The organism is Chryseobacterium sp. UF-81, from assembly GCF_058245105.1.
Genome location: NZ_JBSIBX010000002.1, coordinates 19,344 through 36,149, shown reverse-complemented (window position 1 = coordinate 36,149; position 16,806 = coordinate 19,344). Strand labels below are relative to the sequence as shown.

General features: G+C 38.2%; 15 protein-coding genes. 10 read left to right on the top strand and 5 right to left on the bottom strand.

Going from position 1 to position 16,806, the window contains the following annotated elements; translation table 11 throughout:
- The first annotated feature begins 21 nt into the window (after nt 1-21).
- Entirely contained in the window at nt 22-1,554 is a 1,533-nt protein-coding gene (locus tag AC4IFE_RS03255) for a hypothetical protein (RefSeq protein WP_490754857.1), read from the top strand.
- A 25-nt stretch (nt 1,555-1,579) separates the two neighbouring features.
- Here the strand turns inward: AC4IFE_RS03255 and AC4IFE_RS03250 are convergent, their stop codons facing one another.
- Nucleotides 1,580-2,905 (bottom strand): M48 family metalloprotease, encoded by a 1,326-nt coding sequence (locus AC4IFE_RS03250; RefSeq protein ID WP_490754855.1) that lies wholly within the window; start codon nt 2,903-2,905, stop codon nt 1,580-1,582.
- A 101-nt stretch (nt 2,906-3,006) separates the two neighbouring features.
- On the opposite strand from AC4IFE_RS03250, the gene AC4IFE_RS03245 reads away from it, so the two are divergent.
- From AC4IFE_RS03245 to AC4IFE_RS03235, 3 genes are read left to right on the top strand one after another with little or no spacing between them, the layout of a single operon-like run.
- Complete coding sequence (locus tag AC4IFE_RS03245) at nt 3,007-4,140, top strand: serine hydrolase domain-containing protein (RefSeq protein ID WP_490754853.1); 1,134 nt, start codon at nt 3,007-3,009, stop codon at nt 4,138-4,140.
- A 5-nt stretch (nt 4,141-4,145) separates the two neighbouring features.
- A complete protein-coding gene (locus tag AC4IFE_RS03240) occupies nt 4,146-4,757 on the top strand; it encodes a YdeI/OmpD-associated family protein (RefSeq protein ID WP_490754851.1) in 612 nt (203 codons plus the stop codon).
- A gap of 15 nt (nt 4,758-4,772) precedes the next feature.
- Complete coding sequence (locus AC4IFE_RS03235; RefSeq protein WP_490754850.1) at nt 4,773-6,320, top strand: tetratricopeptide repeat protein; 1,548 nt, start codon at nt 4,773-4,775, stop codon at nt 6,318-6,320.
- Here AC4IFE_RS03235 and AC4IFE_RS03230 read toward each other — a convergent pair whose 3' ends face one another.
- The 4 genes from AC4IFE_RS03230 to AC4IFE_RS03215 form a co-directional block, all read right to left on the bottom strand.
- The gene (locus tag AC4IFE_RS03230) at nt 6,321-7,229 is read right to left on the bottom strand and encodes a complement C1q domain-containing protein (protein WP_490754848.1); all 909 of its coding nucleotides are present in this window, start codon (nt 7,227-7,229) and stop codon (nt 6,321-6,323) included.
- A gap of 11 nt (nt 7,230-7,240) precedes the next feature.
- Nucleotides 7,241-8,053, bottom strand: a complete 813-nt coding sequence (locus AC4IFE_RS03225; RefSeq protein WP_490754846.1) for a hypothetical protein — start codon at nt 8,051-8,053, stop codon at nt 7,241-7,243.
- A gap of 10 nt (nt 8,054-8,063) precedes the next feature.
- The gene (locus tag AC4IFE_RS03220) at nt 8,064-8,927 is read right to left on the bottom strand and encodes a complement C1q domain-containing protein (RefSeq protein ID WP_490754844.1); all 864 of its coding nucleotides are present in this window, start codon (nt 8,925-8,927) and stop codon (nt 8,064-8,066) included.
- Nucleotides 8,928-9,153: 226 nt separating this feature from the next.
- Nucleotides 9,154-10,425, bottom strand: coding sequence for a Y-family DNA polymerase (locus tag AC4IFE_RS03215; RefSeq protein WP_490754842.1), 1,272 nt, complete (start codon nt 10,423-10,425; stop codon nt 9,154-9,156).
- Between the two features lie 363 nt (nt 10,426-10,788).
- Here AC4IFE_RS03215 and AC4IFE_RS03210 point away from each other — a divergent pair, with 363 nt between their 5' ends.
- The 6 genes from AC4IFE_RS03210 to AC4IFE_RS03185 all read left to right on the top strand — a co-directional run bounded on the left by AC4IFE_RS03210 (nt 10,789) and on the right by AC4IFE_RS03185 (nt 16,793).
- Nucleotides 10,789-11,289: a M15 family metallopeptidase gene (locus tag AC4IFE_RS03210; protein ID WP_490754841.1), complete on the top strand. Its 501-nt coding sequence runs from the start codon at nt 10,789-10,791 to the stop codon at nt 11,287-11,289.
- A 190-nt stretch (nt 11,290-11,479) separates the two neighbouring features.
- Nucleotides 11,480-12,517 carry a patatin-like phospholipase family protein gene (locus tag AC4IFE_RS03205; protein WP_490754840.1) on the top strand — a complete coding sequence of 346 codons (1,038 nt, stop codon included), beginning with the start codon at nt 11,480-11,482 and terminating at the stop codon, nt 12,515-12,517.
- A 231-nt stretch (nt 12,518-12,748) separates the two neighbouring features.
- Nucleotides 12,749-12,919 (top strand): hypothetical protein, encoded by a 171-nt coding sequence (locus tag AC4IFE_RS03200; protein WP_157963426.1) that lies wholly within the window; start codon nt 12,749-12,751, stop codon nt 12,917-12,919.
- Nucleotides 12,920-13,211: 292 nt separating this feature from the next.
- Complete coding sequence (locus tag AC4IFE_RS03195) at nt 13,212-13,844, top strand: leucine-rich repeat domain-containing protein (RefSeq protein WP_490754839.1); 633 nt, start codon at nt 13,212-13,214, stop codon at nt 13,842-13,844.
- Nucleotides 13,845-13,850: 6 nt separating this feature from the next.
- A complete protein-coding gene (locus tag AC4IFE_RS03190) occupies nt 13,851-14,492 on the top strand; it encodes a leucine-rich repeat domain-containing protein (protein WP_490754837.1) in 642 nt (213 codons plus the stop codon).
- 12 nt (nt 14,493-14,504) lie between these two features.
- Entirely contained in the window at nt 14,505-16,793 is a 2,289-nt protein-coding gene (locus tag AC4IFE_RS03185; protein ID WP_490754836.1) for a hypothetical protein, read from the top strand.
- Nucleotides 16,794-16,806: the final 13 nt, after the last annotated feature.

Below are 16,806 nucleotides of genomic sequence, written 5' to 3'. Positions count from 1 at the left end.
TTTAAACAAAAAATTTTATCCATGAAAAAAATATATTTTCTGCTCTTTGGATTATTCCAGACGTTATCCTATTCCCAGACCCAAGACCTTACCACACTGGCAGCCGGCGATCATATAGGCATGAATGCCCTGTTCGATGATAAAGATAACCTTTATGGCTATGTCTCTCTTTATTCTTACGGAAAAGCAGGTGATAAGACTAAGAAATTCGAATATGTAATCCTGGATAAAAACCTTAATCCTGTTGCCAATAAAGAGTTTGAAGGAGATATTACAGCCGGTTCTTACCTTGGTTATGTTGACTTTAAGGGTCAGATCATTCTAAAACCTTCTATGATGGATTATTCCCTGGTAAAAAGCAGAGAGATCTTCACACCGGTTTCTATGGTGATCGATCCGAAAACCAATACGATTAAAAGAAAAGTTTATTATGACTATTTAGAGGATGGTACGTTCAGGGAGATCAACGAGCCTAAAAACTGGAAAGCACAGCGTAAGGAAAACCGTGAAGAGAAAAAAGAAAAGGGCTATAATTATGTTTCCGCTGTAGGAGAAGTAAAAGAAGGAGGTTATTTTGCTGTAGAATACAAAGACTACGGAAAATATGTGAACAATAACAGCATCATTAAATTTGATGACAACAAAAAGGAGCTCTGGAGATATAAATACAATACTGAAGGGAACAAAAAGGTATTTTCCACTTTATCTGTACTGGAAAGAGATGAGAATTATATGTACTGCATCATGAAAAAGGCAGATGATGATAAAAAATCTTTCAGCCTGGTTGTGATCGACATGAAAACCGGAAAAGAAGCCGCCAATAAACCTATCACAGGGCTTTCTGACACGACTATTGACCTCATCGACAGTTTCTCCCTGGGATACGGCAGCAGCCTTGACAATGATAAAACATTTGATGATAAAATTGTTTTACTGGGAAGAAATTTTGCCAAGTATGATTTTATAGGCTACGCCAGGATGATGGTGAATAAATCTGATTTTACCGTAGATACAAAAGAGATCAATTTCAAGCCGGACTTCGCATCCTTTCTTCCGAAGATCAATGCCAACGGCATGGTAGAAAGCGGCTATATGCTTCAGACCAAGGATATGTATTTTATGAACGACGGAAGCGTTGGCATCCTTACCGAAAAATACAAACCTGCCGGCCAGTACAATGCGCCTAAAACTACCGATCTCGTTTATATTTACACGGATAAAGATTTCAAGATCAAAAATGTAAAGGTTTTTGAAAAAGAAAAAACGAAATGGGTAAACAGCGATTATCTTTTCTCCCAATACCTCAACGGAGGGAAAGATGTTGTTTTCTTTTACCGTGATTATCAGAAAGATGAAGTTACCAGACAGAAAAAATGGAATCTTTTCATCAACACGGTTATTGACGGAAAGTTCAAACAGGAAATCATTCCTATTTCTGAGAAAGACAATTACGCCGTTACACCATATGTTGGGAAAGAAGGTTATATTCTTCTCAGAGAATACAATGAAAAGGAAAAATTCAACAAGATCCGTTTAGAAAAGCTGAACTATTAAAAAAAACAAGAATCCTGATGATGCATCAGGATTCTTTTATTGGGTAGCTGCCCTGGTAAAAGTCTGCTATATTTTTTATATCATCAAGACTCAGATTCCACATAAAGCTCAGGAACTGCTGATAACTTTCGCTTTGGTTTTTAGGCTCTATCCTGTCCAGATAACGGTTCAGATTATAGTTTTTCCGGGCTTCATATATTTTAGAAAAACATTTTCCCAGCCAGCCTTTATAATACTTTTCCTCTTCAGCATCCTGCAGGAACTGCATGGATACATAAATTCCCAGTCCGTAATCTTCGGAATGGAAATAATTGGGAAGGATTTCCATCCTGGCCATTTTCTTTAATGCTGTAAAGGTCTCAGAGGCTTTTTCCGGTTCTGAAGATATTTTCAGCTCTGTGAATGTTTGCTTGAGCTTTTCGATTCTTCTGGACATTTCGGGGTGTGATGCCAGGGAATCTTTATCCAGCTTTTCTTTGTAAAAATTATAATTGTACAGTGAGAAATCCTCTTTTTTCATCCACTTTTCGTTGAAAGCCTGGCTGGGAAGATCAAAAAGCTTTTTATATGTCTCCACTTTTAATTCACGGGGAGAGATCGTATCGAAATTCTGCAGCCGCTGAAGGGCATTGACGAATTCAGCTTTCTTGAAATCACTGCTCCTAAAGATCACATAACCCAGCGAATCGGCCTTCATTTCCTGCTTTCTTCTTTCCACTCCTTTTTTATAAGCACGGTTTTTAAGGATGTCAAAGGCTTTCTGGTTTTGGCTCTGGCTGCGTTTCACTGTTGTCTCCTTCAGATTTTGCACAGTCGTTTTATCCAGCTGATCCTGCTCAATAATGTTTAAAAATGTCTTCAGCGAGTGTTCATCTATTTTATGCCCTAATTCGTGGGTGATCACTGCTGCAATCTGGTCTTCACTGTTCAGCCAGTTGTACAAGCCCATATTGATCACGAAAGTACCGTCTGCAAGACAGTAAGCATTGGGAGTGTTATCTCTTGCCACTAAGATTTTCAGATCCTGGGGAATGCTCGGATTGTTTTTTTTGAGGCGCTGAATCAGGCTTTTTATTTCGGTTTCAAATTCAGACTTGAAAATAAAATCTTTGTTTTTTACCTGCTTCTCAAAATCAGCTCCGAATTCCTTGTAAATTTTAGATAATTCCGAACCTGTCTTTCCGGAATACTGCGATCTTAATTTTTTAATAAAAACCTCATTATTTCCGGCAAAGCTTTTCAAAAATTCTTTTCTCTGCAAATAGTCTGCGGTGTCGATCATTTTATAGGTCTGGGCAGTTCCCATCACTGAAAAAATGAAAAACACGAATACAATAAGTTTTCTGGTCATATTTTTCATCATTAATCGCAAAAATAGTTTATTTACCGTTTCTTTCTCATTTTCTTATCAAAATTATTCTAAATTTGTTTGAGACTGATACTCATCACCATATGAAGGTATTAAAATATGTAATAGGCGGAGCAGCCATAGGGGCCGCCGCAGTTTATCTTTTGGGATACGACTATTTATTCAGCGGAATTTCCAAAACATATTTCAGGGGAAGATCAAGCGCCTATATTGACGACGGAATACTTTTTCCCGGAAACCTCATCGCTACTGACGAGCCTGAATTGTGGACAGAAGATGCCCAATACAACCATAAGGAACTGCCTGACAATATAATTGAAAATTTAAAGCATTCCAAAACAGCCGCATTTGTTGTCATAAAAAATGGCAAGATCCTTCATGAGCAGTATTGGGACGGCTATAACCAGCTTTCACCTACCAATTCTTTTTCTATGGCAAAGGCTGTTACCGTCATGCTGCTAGGAAAAGCTTTGGAAGAAGGTATCATTAAAGATATTGATGAAAAACTTTCTGATTTTTATCCTGAATTTAAAGAAAAACAATTCGGAAGCAATGTTACGCTTAAAAATTTAGCCCAAATGGAAGCAGGGCTCGACTGGGATGAGAATTACAATAATCCTTTTCTGCCGAATGCAAAAGCCTATTATGGGAAAAATCTGGTTAAAGCAGTTTTTTCAAGAAGGTTTAAAGAAGAACCCGGCACCCGGTATGAATACCAGAGCGGCTCTACCCAGCTCCTCGGATTTGCTTTAAAAAAAGCCCTGAACCAGACTTTAGCAAGTTATTTATCCGAAAAATTCTGGATCCCGATGGGAATGGAACAGAATGCTTCATGGAGCACAGATAATTACGGGATGGAAAAAACATACTGCTGCATCCACTCCAATGCAAGAGATTATGCAAAACTGGGACAACTCTTTCTAGATGACGGGAAGGTGAGAAATCATCAGGTCCTTAACAGGGATTTTATTGAGCAGATGAGAACACCTACGGAAAAGTCTGAAGAGATTTATGGAATGGGCCTCTGGATCAATCATGACAATCCTATTAAGCACTATTACTTTCTGGGACTGCAGGGACAATATATCATTATGGTTCCCGAGCACAATATGGTTATTGTAAGAACCGGAAGCTACAGCAATAATCCTAAAAACGACAGGGGAAGACCGGATCAGGTAAGATTCCTTGTCAACGAGACCGTATCATTATTTCAGTAAAAGCTATGGAAAATTATCATGTAAAAGTCGATGAGTACATTGAGAAATCTCCGGATTTTGCAAAACCCATTTTAAATTATCTCAGGGAAACCATCCATGAATGCTGTCCTGAAGCAGAAGAGGCCATAAAATGGAAGTTTCCCACCTTCATGTATAAAGGAAAAATACTTTGCTCTATCACTTCTTTCAAACAGTATTGCAGCCTCGGATTCTGGCTGCATCAGGAGATGAAAACTTTAAAGGAAATAGAAACAACAGCCGAAAGAAGTTCGATGTTCAGTTTAGGCAAGCTCACCAAAATGGAAGACCTGCCTTCAAAACCTCAGCTTAAAAAGGCGATTAAAGAGGCGATGGAACTTACAGACATGGGGGTTACCATGAAAAAAGCGGCACCATCCAAAGTGGAAACGGAAATTCCTGATTATTTTCAGGATGCCCTGAATAAAAATAAAGATGCCTTAGCCGTTTTTGAGAAAAAAACGCCTTCTTTCAGGAAAGAATATATCAGTTGGATTACAGAAGCTAAAACTGAAACGACCAGAAATAAAAGAATGGAACAGTCTTTGGAATGGATAGCCGAAGGTAAATCCAGAAACTGGAAATACGAAAAAAAGTAAACACAACAGAAACACATGGGAAAAAAAATTATATTCTTTCTCTTCCTCATATTTTCACATTCCATATTCTCGCAACACTTTGATTTTGAGAGACAGTACAAATATGCACGGTCACTGACATCTAAAAACCCGGACAGTTCGGAAATTGTCCTGAATATCATTATAGATTCTGCACAGCGAAAAAATCAACCGAATTATATTGCCAAAGCTTATTATCTGAAATCATTCAACAGCTATTTAAGATCGGATGCCAAAGGAAGTCTTGATTTTGCGGAAAAAGCGCTGAAAATCTCCACAGAAAACAATTATGCCCCTGGCAAAGCACTTGCCTACAGGATGCAGGGAACACAGTATGCAAAACTCGGACTGTTAAAAGAAGCTTCAGAAAGCCTGAATAAAGGTTTGTCCGAAATAAAAAATGAAAATACGGATGAAGGACATGAGCTGAAGGGAATGATCTACAATTCTTTTCTGATCCTTTTTAATCAGAATGAATATCAAAAGAAAGAATTTTACTCTAAAAATGCCATCCGTGAATATCTGCAGATCAGAAATATTCCGAGAAGAAACGAACTTCTGGTTTCTGCGTACACCAATCTGGGTTATAATTTATCTGAAATAAAAAAGTTTGATGAAGCCCAGTCTTTTTTTGTGAAAGCTCTTGCCCTGGTTGGGAATGATAATTATTATCTGAGATCCAATATCCTTCATGATATCGGGTTCTCATATTCACAGCAGAATAAACAGGACAGTGCTGTTTCATATTTTAAAAAGGCTCTAAAAATTGCCAGTCAATATGGTTTTACAGAAAAGAAAATAGAGATTACAAAAAACCTTCAGGAAGCCTATACAAAATTGAAAGATCCTGAAAATGTCAAGAAATATAAATTAGAAAATCTTGAATTAAAAGACAGTGTTGCTTACAATCAGAAAATGGCCGTCAATAAAACTCTTACCCAAAAGGAAGAGAATTACGACAGCCAACTGGTTAAAAGCGATAGCCTCTCAAAAGGCCTGGTTGTAGCCTGTATCATGATGCTTCTCGTTTTGGGAGCGGTTATTTTTAATATGATCAGCCTCCAAAAAAAACACAAAAAAACAGTAACCCAAATTTATCAGCAGGGAATTACTCCCGTTGCATATGAAGAAGATTCTCAGGAAACTGAGGATCAATCGGGAAACAGTCCGGCCGATGTAAAAATTTCCTTAGAAACAGAAGAACATATTTTATCAGGCTTAAAAGCCTTTGAAGAGAACTTTGACTTTAACAGTAAAAATATTTCACGCTATAATCTATCTAATACCCTGAATGTAAATACAAAGTATCTGTCTGCAGTGATCAAAAAACACAAAAATTTCAATTTCAACCAATACATCAATTACCTGAGGATCAATTATATCATTAATAAGCTAAAGAGCGAACCTCAGTATCGTAAATACAAAATAAACCATCTTGCAGAAATTACAGGATACTCTTCCCACAGTGCTTTCTCTCTTGAATTTAAAAAAATTACGGGAATGCACCCCTCTGCTTTTATCAAAGCCCTTGATGAAATTTCTTAATTACTGCTCTGCTATAGTAAGATTGTTATATCCTCCTGTATTATTCAGCGAGAAACCTGCTGTAGCTAACCCGTTTAGATTAAACCAGATATAGGGCATCAAACGCTGTCCGGCAGTCATATAAAAGGAAGCCGTACAGTTACTTCCGGCATCAATATTCCCGTTACTGTTTGAAGACATCGTATTGACACATTTTACCGTGTTCACAATATTTGTAGCAAGCACCCCTGTTGTATTGTCATACAGCTGCCAGATTGCCTCTATCTGGATTGGGTTTAAAGGATCTACTGTGTAATTGATGGCCAGAGGAGCCAGATCTGTAGTAAAAGTTGCCACATAAACACCATTCCGGGGTGCTGTAAAAATACCTGTAGAAGCATTGAAGTTGCTTCCGGAATTACTTTCAAAAGCTTTCGTCCAGCCTACCAGATAATTACTTGCACGGTTCTGCAGTCCCGTAGTTGTAGCTGCAGCTGGAGAAACCAGCTTTACCGTATTATCCGTTTTTGCAGCAATAACAATGACTTTATTGACAGCCGGCTGGGCAGTAAGTAAGGGAAGCCATTCATTTCCATTGGAATATTCCATTCCGGTATTATAACGAACCGCACCTTCGTCTGCTGCTGCTGCCGTAAGGGAAGAGGTTCCAAAACCAATAGCTCCGTTCCCGGAATTTCGGGCATCCACTTTTACAGCCGGACTGTGTGTTCCCACTCCTATTCTTCCTGCACTTGTAATTAAAATATCATTACTCTGCTGGGCAGGTGTAAATGCAGTTCCTGATACGGGATTGTCTTTCTGACCATCAGTATGGAGAATCCCTATGGGGTTAGGTGTATTAATTCCGACTTGTGAAAATGTAAAATTGAAGCTTAACGCTAAAATTATTAATAAATATCTTTTTTTCATCATTCCTGTTTTTATAATCCGAAAATACTTAAAGAAGTCAGTGAACCGTCTGTATCCAATGTTTTCGCAGTTCCTAAAGCCTGGTTAAGACTTACCGTGATATTGTCTCCCTGGTTAAGGTTAAAAATACCCGAACAACCTCCTGCAACCCGGTTAGAAAGGCTATTCGTTCCAGGATAGCTTCCTACACACTTGAAGACTTTATTGGTCGCTGAAGAGGTAGAATTGGTCTGAATCAGGGTTTCATAGCGAGAATCATTGGCAATAGTCCCTGAAGCTAATGAAAATGTGAAAGAGACAATATATACTCCGGTTTTGGATGCTACAAAAACTCCTGTTCCTGAATTAAAATTCCCGTTGACATCCGTTTTTGTCGTCCAGTTAGTGACAGCTGCCTGTGTTCCGCTGATAAAGCTCTGTGCCGAAAAGTTTTCTGCATCCACGAAATCATTGGGGGCTTTATGCGCCAATGCAACCCATGAGGTCCCATTGGAGTAGCTTAGATCCGATGTTCCGGAGTTGTACCTCATCGCCCCTGCTTTTGCCGCAGAAGCTGTCTGTGATGTCCCGCCAATACCTAAGGCATTCAGGCGTTCACCGGACCGTAAATCCAATCTTGTTTTAGGTGATTTTGTTCCTGCTCCCATATTTCCTGAAGAAGTAACGACTACATCATCATAATAGCTTGCCGGAACTGCCGGAGCCGTATTTTTCTGCCCGTCTACATGAAGTATGGCTTCGGGAGTGGACATATTGATTCCTATCTGCGCGTTAATAAACAGACTTCCGCCCATCATTAAAGCAATTGCTAATCTTTTTTTCATATCAAGTGTGTTATTGTTCTACAATGGAAAGGTTCACAAAACCGTATTCATTACTTGCCGGAGTAATATCCGTCCTCAGGCTTAGACTGCCGTTATATACCGACTGGTAAATGTGAGGCTGAAAAGTATCCCCTTTATTAAGCTGAACTCCGGCAACGCATGACCCTGCAACCTGCGCCTGCTTTGCAGTATTCGAAAAAGATTTTACACATTTTTTAACGACAGTGCTGCCGTTTACAACGTATCTTGCTTCGGAAAAATACCCTGAAACAATGGGGATGCGTACAAAATCATACGTAAAAGAAATTAAGTAAACACCTGTTCTGGGTGCTGTGAAGACTCCTGTTCCCGGAGTGAAATTAGCCGTAGGATCGGAAATTTCTGTCCATGCGGAGATTCCTGTAGAAACCTGATAAGGAATTTTAACGGCAAAATTGGCTGCCTGAAGATTAGCTACTACAACAGCTTTTGTTGGTGAAGAAATCAGATCTTGCCATACAATTCCGTCTGAATACTGCATTTTCCCACCATTCAGCGGATTATATCTCATCGCTCCTGAACCTGCCACAGATGCTGTCTGGATAGTTTCTCCTATCCCGATAGAGTTATCCGTATTATTAGCAGACCGGGCATCTATTTTTACGGCAGGGGCGAGAGTTCCCACTCCTATTTCACCGTTGGCTGTGAATGCCACATCATTGGCTGCCTGCGCAGCAGTTGGGGCTCCTGAAGCTGAATTGTCTTTGGCTCCATCGGCATGCAGTAAAGCTTGAGGACTTGATGTATTAATGCCAACTTGCGCGTTCATAATATTCATCAAAAAGCATCCTCCAGCCACTACACTTTTCATCAATGTGTTTGTTGTTTTTTTCATGTAATTTGTGGTTTTTAGAATGGTAAAATTCTTTTGCAAAGATAGATTGAAGTGGATCACCTGTACAACACACAAAAAAGCAGATAAAACTAAGTGACTGAAAACATACAACTTACATGCATTTAATCAATATCAAAATTCGGAATTTTAATAAAATTATGGAAATAAGGATCAAAAAAATCTGCATTTTTCTAACCGGGAAGTATACGCATCAGAGTTTTAATATCTAGTGAAATCTAAAGTTGGCTTCAGGAAGCGTATTGTTTTTTAAGAACGCTTCATATTCCGGGGAAAGCTGAGCCCGGCCAAATGTATTTTCCCCGCTCATGCTTCCGAGACGTACTTTGTCTTTTCCAAATTTTTTATTCATAGCATCCATTGCTTTCATGACAGGGAGATGCTGGTTTTGGGTATCTTCTTCAAAAAGGCTGATGAGTCTTTCATTTTCAGGAACGAAATCATTAACGATGACTCCCGCTTTTTTGTAGTGGAATCCGTCCCGGTAAATGGCATCAAAAAGTTCATTCACCACTCTGCCGATCAAGATAGATGAATTGGTGGGATTGGGAAGAATCTCTGTTATTGCCTTTTTATATTCGGGAAGATCTTTTCTGAAACAGTTGGTCTGGACAAAAACGGTAACCATCCTGCAGCAGGTATTTTGCTTGCGGAGTCTTTCGGAACAATACATTCCAAAGGTTTCTACACGTTCACGGACGTCTTCTTTTCTGGTGAGCATTTCCATAAAGCTTCTGGTAACTGCAATTGACTTTTTAGGAGATGGGGAGTCCAGTTCCAGCTGGCGGATTCCTTTCAGCTCATTGATCATTCTCACCCCGTGAATTCCCATGATTTTCCGAACCCACATTTCAGGTTTCTGAAGAAGATCCCAGGCTTTGTAAACACCACTGTCCTCCATTTTGGCTGTAAGCTTCCGTCCTATTCCCCATACATCACCTATGTTGAGCCACTTCAGGGCTTTTCCAATTTTTTCAGGAGTGTCAAGAGTATAAACGCCGTCAAACTGATCCGGGAATTCTTTTACAATTCTGTTGGCTACTTTGCACAGTGTTTTGGTGGGTGCAATACCTATACTTACGGGAATATTTTCCTGCTTCTTGATTTCATTTCTGATCTTAAGACAGTAATCATGGAGATCTACATATTTAAAGCCTGAAAGCTCTAAAAACAGTTCATCGATGCTGTAAACCTCATATTCCAGAACGTATGATCTTGAAATATCAATAACACGCTGGCTTTTGTAATTATAGAGTTCAAATTTTGCTGAAAAACTTTTTACATCATGCTGCTTGAAAAGGTCTTTATATTTGAATGCGGGAGCTGCCATAGGAATACCAAGGTCTTTAGCTTCCTTGCTTCTGGACACCACGCATCCGTCGTTATTGGAAAGTACCACAACAGGTTTCCCCTCAAGAGACGGATCCAGAGTTCTCTCGCAGGAAACAAAAAAGTTGTTGCAATCTACTAAAGCATACATGACGGGTACTGATAATTTTAATGTAAAATTACATTTTTAAAAATAATTATCCTGTTTTATTTTAAAATTAACATTACATTTAATACCCTGAATATGACACAGTTAATTCATTTCAAACACGTCATGTTTTGTCGCATTAGCGTTATAATTTGTGCGCCCCTGAATTCAAGCTCTCAGATGTGCATTTCAATAAAAATGATTTGTTTGTGTCACCATTCAGTCTTATTATTTACGCTGTTTTTCTCTTCCCATGTTTTAATTTAAGGTAAGAAATTGTATAAAAATCTTTATATTTAATTAAACACGTCAAGTTCCGTCGCCCTTAACCTATATTTTTGTTTCATAGATAAATAATAATGAATCATGGATAAAGTAACATCAGAAAGAATCAATAAGCTCCATCCTTCTGTAAGAGATGAAGTAAGACAAATCATAAAAGAATGCGACGATGCCCTTACCGGAAGAGCTAAAGTAAGAATCACCCAAGGCCTGAGATCTTTTGAAGAGCAGGAAAAACTATACGCCATCGGAAGAATTACATCAGGAAAAAAAGTAACAAATGCTAAAGCCGGTCAGAGCATCCATAATTACGGACTTGCTGTTGATATCTGCCTGATGATTGACGGTAAGGTTGCAAGCTGGGACACCGTTAAAGATTGGGATAATGACAGGGTGGCCGACTGGTACGAATGTGTGAAAATTTTTGCAAAACACGGCTGGGACTGGGGCGGAAACTGGAAAACCTTCAAAGACCTTCCCCACTTCGAAAAAAAGAATATTCATACTAAAAAAGGACTGGTGAAAACGAGCTGGCGAATACTATCCAAGATGCCAAAGGATAAACAAAATTATATACTGTTTTAATTCCCTTTTATTTGAAAATAATTATAACACGACAAGTTCTGTCGCTTCCCCGGCCTACCTTTGTTTTGTAAGAAAATGTTAGTTAACTGAGATCTCAAATACTAAAACCAACATCTGCTTTTAAAGGCAGAAAGTTGGTTTTAGTTGTCTCAGGACCTTAATTTTTCTTTTAAAACCAACAAAACATCACATGAAAAAGACAACCATTCTTTCTTTGGACGGGGGCGGAATAAGAGGTATTATTACCTGTATTATTCTCCGCTACATAGAGGAACAGCTTCAGTATCATGATAACCCGGGTGCCAAACTTGGTGATTATTTTGATCTGGTTGCAGGAAGCAGTACAGGAGGACTGATTGCTTCTATTATTCTATGTCCCGATGAACACCGAAAGGCGAAATATTCTATCCAGAAAGGGCTAGAATTATACGCTGAAAAGGGGGGCGACATCTTTCAGGTTTCTTTTTGGGAAAAGCTGGTCAATCCGTTTGGCCTGCTTAATGAAAAAATTTCTCAGGATGCACTTGAAAAAAATCTGAATGACTTTTTTGGACAGCTTGAACTTAAAGAATTTATAAAACCTTGTTTAATAACCAGTTATGATATTGAAAACAGAAGAGCAAAACTTTTTAATTCGTGGGAGGCTAATCTGAGTACGGATAACTTTTATGTAAAAGATATCTGCAGGGCAACAGCAGCAGCTCCTACTTATTTCAGTCCGGTGCAGATCAAATCGATGTACGGACAGATCTTCAGCCTGATTGATGGTGGCATGTTTGCTAATAATCCTGCTCTTTGCGCTTATGCGGAAGCCCGAAAAATTCCTTTTGCAGAAGTATTAAAGAATCATCAGAAGGCTAATCATCCCGGCGTAAATGATATGATTATCGTTTCTATCGGAACAGGTATTGAGGCCAAGCCCTATTCTTTCAGAAAACTTCAAAAATCGGGAAAAATAGGCTGGGTAAATCCAATCATAGATATATTAATGTCTGCGAATGCAGAAACTGTAGATTATCAGCTTTGCCAGATGTTTCAGACCTTAGGCCAGCGAAATCAGAAAAATTATTACCGTCTGAATCCTTCGTTGAAAAATGCATCTCCGGCGATGGACAATGTCAGAAGATCAAACATTGAAAACCTGATTCAGGCAGGATTAAGCTATATTGATGATAACAGAGAAATTCTGAACCAAATTGTACAGAAATTGATCAAAAATAAAATATAAGCTTTTTACCTTATAAAGGACCCATATAAGTCAAATAGCTAATATTTAAAAAATGTAAAAAGTTTTTAAAACACGTCAAGTTTTGTCGTCTTCTCCCCCTACTTTTGGAGTATAAACAAAGACACAAAAAACAATCATTAAAATTTTAAAAAGCCTTTGAATTCAACATTTATTAATGCTGGACAGCCAGAAATATGTTCAAAACATAACCTCAACCTTAAAACACAAAACATGCAAACACCAGATCACAATCCAGATATCCTTTTCGATGAAGATCTCTATACTATTGAGTGGAGCGATATCGAACATGCTGAGATGGACTACGAAAACTATCTCAATGACATTGAAAGTTTTTTCAGGGAAGACTTTGAGAATGCTATTCCTGAAGAAAATATATACTAAATACATTATAACACGACAAGTTCTGACGCTGTCCGGAATTACCTTTGAAACACCAAATCAAAACATCTAGCAGTATCCAATAATCATTCAAATACACCTTTGAATCTATCATTCACAAAATGCCGGACAGCCAGAACTATGTCTCAAAACCTGTAAACAATATGAAAATGTAACCGTAAGGTGGAAATACAGTCTGCAACCACAAAAAAATGAAGACTAAAAACATGAAGAGATTCTACTAAAAAGACTCTTCAATAACAATCTATTAATTAATCAAATTACACAATTTATTATGAAAACAAAAGAAGATTTAAAACTCTTATTCGAAAACGGCGACAAGCCTACACAGGAAGATTTCTGGGCTCTACTGGATTCTTACTGGCACAAGGATGAAAAAATTCCTGAAACCTCTATTGATTTAGTAGAAAAGGTAATTCCTGTCATTACTGATGGAGTACTTGCAGGACATTCGATTTCTGTATCTATTCCTGAAAATATAAAAAAAATCAAACAAGGTGCTTTTCAATATTCAGGGATGAACTATCAAATTATCGAGGTTAATTTTAATGAGGGACTTGAGGAAATTGGATTAGGAGCATTTGGATCACAAAATATAAAAAAGATTAAGACTCCATCAACGTTAAAAATTATTGGTGACGCTGCTTTTAATGGCCAAGTCAATCTTATAAATGGATCGGATTCTTTGGAAGAAATTATTCTCAATGAAGGCTTAATTACTATTGGAGTAGCTGCATTTCAATGTTTCGGAGCAACTGTTATTGAAGACTTGCATATTCCAAGCACAGTAACATCTGTCGGACAAAATGCATTCGCCCTTCCTTCACTAAAAACAGTTTCAGCTCCGGCTGGTCTGGATCTAAGTAATGCCGGGATTCCTGCAACAGCAACAATCACTTATAGATAAAATATTATGAAAACAAAAGAAGATTTAAAACTCTTATTCGAAGACGGAGACAAGCCTGTACAGGAAGATTTCTGGACTTTACTGGACTCTTACTGGCACAAGGATGAGAAAATAGACATGACTAAAATTGCAGGTCTGGAAAATGGATTTCCCCGACGGAATGATTTTCATGCAGAAATAGATGAAAACGGAAATGCCACATTAGCACCTCTCCAGGTTATAAATATATTTATAAAGCAGGGTACTCTGCATATTCCTGCACAATTTGCACTAGGAAGCGGAATATCAAACGTATTCCTTGCTGACAGTGTTCTAACTATTGGCGGGGAGGCTTTCAGTAGTAACCAACTAAAATCTCTGACTATTCCAGGAAGTGTTACCACGATCAATGAACGAGCTTTTTCATCTAATCTACTGGAAACAATAACAATTCCAGCGAATGTAAAAGAAATTAAAGATTATGCTTTTGCCTACAACAAGCTTCGCTCAATATATATTGTGGCCGGGGTTTCAATGATCGGGCCCAATGCCTTCAATTATAATCCAGATGTAAATACAGTTATACTTGATAACAATACGCAATACTATTCTAATTCATTTGATGCTAATACAAGAGTCATTGGAGGAACTCTTATCAGCGAATCTTAAATAAATCACAAAATGAAAACAAAACAAGAACTAAAAAAATATTTCGAAAACGGAGATATCCCAGTACAGGAAGAATTCTGGGAATGGCAGGAATCTTACTGGCACAAGGATGAAAAACTTCCTTTGGGCAATATTGATTATGACTTTTCTCAAAAGGCAGATGCCAATGCATCCAATATAAGCCCGCAAAATGCCCAGCTTTGGAAAGATAAAATAGAAACACAAACATCAATTCAGAATCCGGAATTGAATGGAAATATTCTAACGGTATTTTATACAGGAGAAAACGGTACTCAACAAAGTAAAACGGTAGATCTTAGCGGTTTGATAACCAATGACATCCGTATTGAACATGCGGAATACGATGCTTCTCAGAATATCATTACCATTACTCAGAGCGACGGATCTTCGTTTCCTATCAATCTTTCAGAATTTAGTATTGTTCCAACGACCAATATAGACGGAAGTGTTTCGCTGGTTCAGGAAGGTACCGAAAAAGTAAAAATACATAAAGTTGGGATTTCCGGAAGCTATAATGATCTGAGTGATAAGCCGGCTTTCACAGAAAATGATACATTACAATCAGTCATAGACAGAGGTAATTCCTCCACCAAAGCTATTGTTTTTAATGCAGATCAGGGAAGAGCCGGAGAATTGAACTTTAATAAGACTCTTTACTCTCATTACTTTGGTAATATTAACCAATCACAGACCGGTTACTACAATATGTCTATTGGTTACAATGCTTTGCCAAAAGTAACTACAGGCGGAAATAATCTAGCATTCGGCTCTTATTCTTTCTCTGAATTAACGTCAGGTAAATGGAATACAGCAGTGGGCGTATCAAGTGGTTCTAAATTAACGACAGGTGAATACAACGTATTCATTGGCACATCATCAGGTGAAAACGCAACAACAAGCAGCCAAAATACAATGGTTGGTGATGAAGCAGGAAATCGGACCACCACAGGATTTAAGAATACTTTTTTAGGTGTGGGAGCGGGTTATTACAATACTACGGGTAACCTTAATACTTTGCTAGGCTGGAAAGCAAACAATCAATCAAATTTGGGTGATAGAAACATTATGATTGGGGTTTCAGCTGGTTCAGGTGTTACCGGCAATAACAATGTTTTGATTGGCACCGGCGTAGGAATGAATGACGGAGCCATCAATAATAAATTAATCATCCATGGTAATCAAACATTAACAGGATATTCAAATACTGCTGAAGGAAATTTTGGAAGTTTCCAACAAGGTCAATTGAACAGAGCTTTAATTACAGGTGATTTTGTAGATCGTTGGGTGAGAATGAATGCCGGATTTCTACAGATTGGATCACCTGCTTCAAACGCTGATGATATTACTATAACACCTACAACAGGGATAACAGCAGCAAAATTATATACCCCTGCAAGTAATAACGACTATGTGCAACGTGGCTGGATATTTAACAATTACTATAACCAGACTCAAATTAATTCACTATTGAGCAGAACTTACCATGTCATGGGATCCGTTGCCAATTTTGGAGCTTTACCTACAACAGGTCAAACAATAGGTGATGTATGGAATTTACTTGATACAGGTGAAAACTATGTATGGGTTGACAACCTGAACAATACCGGTATTCCCGGCTGGGATAAGCTTTCGGGTATGGTTGATGCTTCAGGCTTTATACCAAGAACAGGAACCGCTGCAGGACAGCCTATAACTGGTGATCTTGTTCTTGACAATTCAAATGGAAACAGAGAGATAAAAGGGGCTGTACAGGGATCATACATTTCATTCTTCGATGATGGAGTAATTGAAATAAACAACACTCCCAACGCAGGCAGCAATGTAGGTATATCAGGTATCGACTTTAACGGAGTATACCCGGGCGCATCTTTTGGAATGACTGGTTCATACTATTATGGAGATATGTATACAGACAATTCTTTTATCCAAAAGAAATATGCTGATAAACAGCACTCGTATACTACAACAGAAGAATTAACAGGGGGAACATGGATCAATGGTAAGCCGGTTTACAAAAAAACCTTGTATTTAGACCAGATCCCGAGAACAGGCGAGATTGATTTCAAAATCGAATTCCCTGATATTGAAACCATTATTTCCAATGAGATGTTCACAGACTGGCAGGCAATAGATGCCTCTTTTGCAGGTAACCAATGGCGAGCAAAAGCTTATATCACTGTCGAAAGACGAATGGCAAAAATTGAGCTGGTAAATGAGCCTGATTATGATTATTCTGTCATTAATTCATTTACCCTGACTCTCGAATACACAAAACAATAAATCATTAAACAAA